This is a genomic window from Selenomonadales bacterium, from assembly GCA_017442105.1.
Taxonomy (GTDB): domain Bacteria; phylum Bacillota; class Negativicutes; order RGIG982; family RGIG982; genus RGIG982.
In genome coordinates this window covers 1-6126 of sequence record JAFSAX010000186.1, presented here as the reverse complement: position 1 = coordinate 6126, position 6126 = coordinate 1, and the positions used below count along the sequence as shown (strand labels likewise).

Here is a 6126-nt window from a genome sequence, read left to right as displayed (position 1 = left end):
GCGCTATGGCAGAAGGAATACGCCGTCTTAACCAAACGGATATCGGAGTAGGGGTGACAGGCATTGCAGGTCCCGACGGCGGTACGCCCGAAAAGCCTGTCGGTACTGTCTATATTGCCGTTTCAGGCGAAGATGAAACAACGTGTAGATTATGCCACTTTACAGGCAATCGCACAACGATCAAACGGCTTGTATCGCAAGCTGTACTGAATGAGATCAGAAATTATTTAAATAGATAAAAGGAGACCGTACTTTTGAAAAAAGAATTAAGTATGTTTGGAGAACTTGAACTGAGCAAAAAGATATGCCAAGGATTGGCGGCAATGGGGTTTGAAGAACCCTCGCCGATTCAAAGTCAGACGATTCCATTGGTACTCGAAGGCCATGACGTAATCGGTCAGGCACAGACAGGTACAGGAAAAACGGCTGCATTTGGCATTCCTACGATCGAAAAGATCAAAGACGGACGACACGTTCAAGCGCTCATTTTGACTCCGACTCGCGAACTTGCTATCCAGGTGTCGGAGGAATTATCCAAGATTGGGAAATTCACACGTACAAAAACACTTCCCATCTATGGCGGACAATCGATCGATCGACAGATCCGCGCACTTAAAGCAGGTGTCCATGTCGTCATTGGTACACCGGGTCGTCTGCTTGACCACATTCGTCGCCAGACGATCAAGCTCGATCGCGTACACACATTGATCCTTGATGAAGCAGACGAAATGCTCGACATGGGGTTTATCGAAGATATCGAAACGATCATGAGCAATATCCCGATCGAATCGCGTCAGACACTGTTATTCTCGGCTACTATGCCGACAGAAATCGCAAATCTGGCGAAAAAATATATGAAATCTCCCAAAAAAGTTACCATTAGTCGTGAACAACTAACTGTACCGCTGATCGATCAATGCTACTACGAAACACGCGAAAAACTCGACGGACTTTGCCGTGTTATGGATATGGAAGAAATCGGTCGCACGATCATCTTCGGTCGTACCAAAAAAGGCGTTGACGATCTCGTCGCATCACTTCAAGCACGCGGATATCTGGTAGACGGTCTTCACGGTGACTTAAGTCAGATGCAGCGTGACCGTGTAATGAAACGATTCCGCGAAAGAAAACTCGACATTCTTGTAGCAACAGACGTTGCAGCACGCGGTATTGATATCGATGATATCACACACGTCATCAACTATGACATTCCGCAGGACCACGAATCCTACGTTCATCGTATCGGTCGTACAGGCCGCGCAGGTCGTCAAGGAACGGCGATCACATTTATCGAACCACGCGAATATCGTCAACTCAAATTGATCGAACGTTTGGCAAAAACACGTATTCTGCGCAAACAGCTTCCGTCGTCTGCCGATGTATTGGAACGTCAACGCGAGATCATCAAAGACCGCCTCGTCAAAACGCTCGAACGTCGACGTCTTGATGCATATCATTCCATCATTGCTGATCTCTTAGACGACTACGATCCTGCAGAAATCGCAGCAGCAGCTTTAAAACTCCATTTAGAAGGCTTTAAAGAAAATCCTGTTGAAGAAACGACCAATATTGACCTTGAAAATACAGGCGCAAGACCGGGTATGGTACGACTTTTCATCAATGCAGGCAAAGCACAAAAAATTCGTCCCGAAGACATCGTACGCACAATCGCCAGCGAAGCTGATATCCCGGGCAACATCATCGGCCTTATCAATATCTACGACAAATTTACCTTTGTCGAAGTGCCGAAAGACACTGCTGAACGCGTACTTTCGGTCATGCACAAAAACACCATCAAAGGGTACAAGATCAACGTAGAACCGGCAAAACGCCGTTAAATCAATCAGAAAATAAAAAGAGGGGGAACTACCAATGGCAGAAAGAGGAGCCGCACACGATAAAATGACAGCGTTAGATAATGCAATTCGCCAGATCGAAAAAGATTTCGGTAAAGGCTCGATCATGAAACTGGGCGAAGTCGCCGCAAAAATGCACGTAGAAGTGATTCCGACAGGAACACTTTCTCTTGATATTGCACTTGGAGTCGGCGGCGTACCGCGCGGCAGAGTCATCGAGATCTATGGTCCCGAATCGTCCGGTAAAACGACAGTCGCACTCCATGTGATCGCTCAAGCACAAAAAATGGGCGGCATTGCAGCCTTCATTGACGCAGAACACGCACTTGATCCTGCGTATGCAAAAAAACTCGGTGTCGATACCGACAATCTCTTGATCTCCCAGCCGGATAACGGCGAGCAAGCACTTGAGATCGCAGATGCCCTCGTAAGAAGCGGTGCTATCGACATCGTAGTCGTTGACTCCGTTGCCGCACTCGTTCCGAAAGCAGAGATCGAAGGCGAAATGGGCGACTCGCACGTAGGCCTTCAGGCACGTCTTATGTCGCAGGCAATGCGTAAATTGACGGGTATCATCAGCAAATCGCGCACAACGGCTATCTTTATCAATCAGATTCGTGAAAAAGTTGGTATTATGTTTGGCAATCCGGAAACAACGACAGGTGGTCGTGCACTCAAATTCTACGCATCTGTCCGCCTTGACGTTCGCAAAGTCGACACTTTAAAACAAGGCAACGACATGGTGGGTAACCGCACACGCATCAAAGTTGTTAAAAATAAGATCGCTCCGCCGTTCAAGCAGGCAGAATTTGATATTATGTATGGTCAAGGCATCTCGCATGAAGGATGTCTTATTGATATCGGTACCGATCTTGATATCATCGATAAAAGCGGTGCATGGTATTCGTACAGTGGAGAGCGACTTGGTCAAGGTCGTGAAAATGCCAAAGAATTCTTGAAGGAAAATACGGCAGTTGCTATTGAAATTGAACGTAAAATCCGTGAAAAGCTCAATATTGGCGGTATGATCGCTGAAACAGAGGAATAAACGAACAAGAAGTTTCTCTTAATCTTGACACTTACAGGAAAAACTATTACAATTAGACTATCCAATTGTTTTCAAAATTTCAGTTATTAATTTTTTGAAAATTTTCATCAATTGATTTAGGCCATCATTTGAGAAGGATGAACAAGTAAAAAGCCTTATAATTTTATACAGAAGGAGGTGTAATGTATCATCGAGATAGTAATTGCTATTATTACAGGGCTTATCGGTGTATCCATTGGATATGTAGTTCGCAAAAAGACCGCAGAAGCAAAAATCATCTCCGCAGAAGCAGCAGCCGAAAAGATTTTGGAAGATGCAAAACGTACCGGAGAGACGATTCATAAAGAAGCAGTCGTTGAAGCGAAAGAAGATATTCATAAATTACGTCATGAGTTAGATAAAGAGACACGTGAACGCCGTTCGGAATTACAGCGTTTGGAACGTCGTCTTCAGCAAAAAGAAGAGAATCTTGACCGTAAAATTGATTCTCTCGAGAAAAAAGAAGACATCCTCAGCCGCAAAGAAGCCGAAGTCGATCGCACACAGCATAAGATCAATGATCTGTATAACAAACAGCTCGTGGAACTCGAACGCATCTCGGGCTTAACGTCGGAAGATGCTAAAAATATGCTTCTTACGAACACAAAAGAAGAAGTAAAACACGAAACTGCTATGCTTATCAAAGAATTGGAACAGCAGGCGAAAGAAGAATCGGACAAACGTGCTCGTGAGATCATCTCTCTCGCGATTCAGCGTTGTGCAGCCGACCACGTGGCAGAAACCACAGTATCGGTCGTCGCATTGCCGAATGACGAAATGAAAGGCCGTATCATCGGTCGTGAAGGTCGTAATATTCGTACACTCGAAACCTTAACCGGAATTGACTTAATCATTGATGATACTCCGGAAGCGGTAATCTTGTCGGGTTTTGATCCCGTACGCAGAGAGATTGCACGCATTGCATTGGAAAAATTGATCGCAGACGGCAGAATCCATCCTGCAAGAATTGAAGAGATGGTAGAAAAAGCTCGTCGCGAAGTAGAACAGCGTATCAAGGAAGCAGGGGAACAGGCTACCTTCGAAACAGGTGTACATGGTCTCCATCCGGAAATGATCAAGCTGTTGGGACGACTCAAATATCGTACCAGCTACGGACAAAACGTCCTCAAACATTCCGTCGAAGTATCTCATTTAGCAGGCGTTATGGCAGCAGAACTCGGTATCGATGTGATGCTCGCTAAACGTGCCGGTCTTTTGCACGATATCGGTAAAGCAATCGACCATGAAGTAGAAGGTCCGCATGTAACGATCGGCGGCGATCTCGCGAAAAAATATCGTGAATCCGCTGATGTTATCAATGCTATCGTTGCTCATCACGGCGACGAAGAGCCGAAAACGGTTCAGGCCGTTCTCGTTGCAGCAGCCGATGCTGTATCTGCAGCAAGACCGGGCGCACGTCGCGAAAGCTTGGAAAGCTACCTCAAACGTTTGACTCGCTTGGAAGAGATCGCAGAATCCTTCCCGGGTGTTGACAAATCGTTCGCTATTCAAGCAGGCCGCGAAATTCGCATCATGGTTAAACCGGAAAAAATCGATGACGCTGCATCTGTTATGATGGCACGTGACATCGTGAAAAAAATCGAATCCGAACTCGAATATCCGGGTCAGATTCGCGTAACGGTTATCCGCGAAACACGCGCAGTCGACTATGCAAAATAAAAAAAATCAGCAGTCCATCTTAGTATGGACTGCTATTTTTTATGAAATATGCAGCATAGCCTACGCTTTTATTTATATCAGAAAGTACCTATGTAACGCGCAGGACATTCACGTATGTTCCAAAACAAAATAATTTTTATATTCTTATTTGTTTCCGTGCTCAATTTGTGATATTATTTTTAGTAGACTACTTTAAAAGGATGGTGATAAAATGAACAATCTTAAACTTGATGGAGAGAAGGTATCTGATAGCGTCAACCTGCTTGTTTCTATGCTCGTTCGTTATCCTGAGATCGGAACACTGCGATTCGATTCATCGAATGCAACGCTCAACTTGACGTTTATTTTAACGACAATACCAACAGATGAGCAATTTCGTTCCTTCAAAGATTACCTTGAAAAAAGTCTCCAGTCTTTTTATTACCTTTCCGCATATGATAACCCGCTCCTGACTATTACAATGACACCTTATGACAGCATTACAGTCATTCATATAGCACGCGATATCGATACACTGTCTAAATCGGAAATCGCACTGATGATCAAGATAATTCAGCTTCATTTTGCAGACCACATCTTAGCTGACAAAAACGAAGCTCTGATAGACGAAGAACTCCGCTTCCAAGAAGAAGTCATTGAAAATATGTTGGTCAATATCCAGCGTTCACGCGTTCTCAATAATCTTATCGGGATTCGTGAAAACGGACGTGTCATGGTATTTGACAAATAATCATATCGGCGAGGAAATAATATGAAATTATTATATGCAGGCGACATCTACGGCAATCCCGGCAGAACGGCAGCCGCGCACTTCATTCCAAAAATAAAAAAAGAACACAACATCGACATTGTGATCGCCAACGGCGAAAACTCCGCTGGCGGTGTCGGAATTACCGAAAAAACATATCAAGAAATGATGGATGCAGGTATTGATATCCTTACGAACGGCAACCACATTTGGGACAAAAAAGAGATATTCGATTTCATCGACAACTATCCTAATATCATTCGCCCTGCCAACTATCCCACCGGTACGCCCGGAATAGGGTATAATATTTTTGAAAAAAACGGCGTTCGATTCGCCGTTATCAATCTTTTGGGGCGTACATTTATGCCTCCGATCGATTCTCCTTTCCTTAAGGTCGATGAGATCATGGCAGATCTGGAAGGCAAAACAGATATTATCTTTTTGGATTTTCACGCAGAAACAACATCGGAAAAAATGGCGATGGGCTGGTATCTTGACGGGAAGATCACGGCACTCGTAGGAACCCATACACATATCCAAACAGCCGATGAGCGTATTTTGCCCAACAAAACAGCATACATTACCGATCTCGGTATGGTAGGGGCATGGAACTCCATTCTTGGTGTTGATAAGGATATCGTCATCCAACAATTCCGAACAGGACTGCCTGTACGATTTAAACCCGCAACAGGCGAAAAAGTATTCTGTGCTGTCATTATCGAATTTGATGAAACAACTGGCAGAGCCATTTCCAT

General features: G+C 44.6%; 6 protein-coding genes. All 6 read left to right on the top strand.

The window, feature by feature from the left end; translation table 11 throughout:
* Window positions 1-239, top strand: a 239-nt coding sequence (locus tag IJN28_07405) for a CinA family protein (protein ID MBQ6713593.1), incomplete at its 5' end; no start/stop codon positions are given.
* Between the two features lie 33 nt (window positions 240-272).
* A complete protein-coding gene (locus IJN28_07400) occupies window positions 273-1838 on the top strand; it encodes a DEAD/DEAH box helicase (protein ID MBQ6713592.1) in 1566 nt (521 codons plus the stop codon).
* A 34-nt stretch (window positions 1839-1872) separates the two neighbouring features.
* Window positions 1873-2904 (top strand): recombinase RecA, encoded by a 1032-nt coding sequence (gene recA, locus IJN28_07395; protein MBQ6713591.1) that lies wholly within the window; start codon window positions 1873-1875, stop codon window positions 2902-2904.
* A gap of 201 nt (window positions 2905-3105) precedes the next feature.
* Entirely contained in the window at window positions 3106-4623 is a 1518-nt protein-coding gene (gene rny / locus IJN28_07390) for a ribonuclease Y (GenBank protein MBQ6713590.1), read from the top strand.
* 211 nt (window positions 4624-4834) lie between these two features.
* A complete protein-coding gene (locus IJN28_07385) occupies window positions 4835-5353 on the top strand; it encodes a hypothetical protein (GenBank protein ID MBQ6713589.1) in 519 nt (172 codons plus the stop codon).
* Window positions 5354-5374: 21 nt separating this feature from the next.
* On the top strand, window positions 5375-6126 hold a 752-nt coding region (locus tag IJN28_07380; protein MBQ6713588.1), incomplete at its 3' end, for a TIGR00282 family metallophosphoesterase.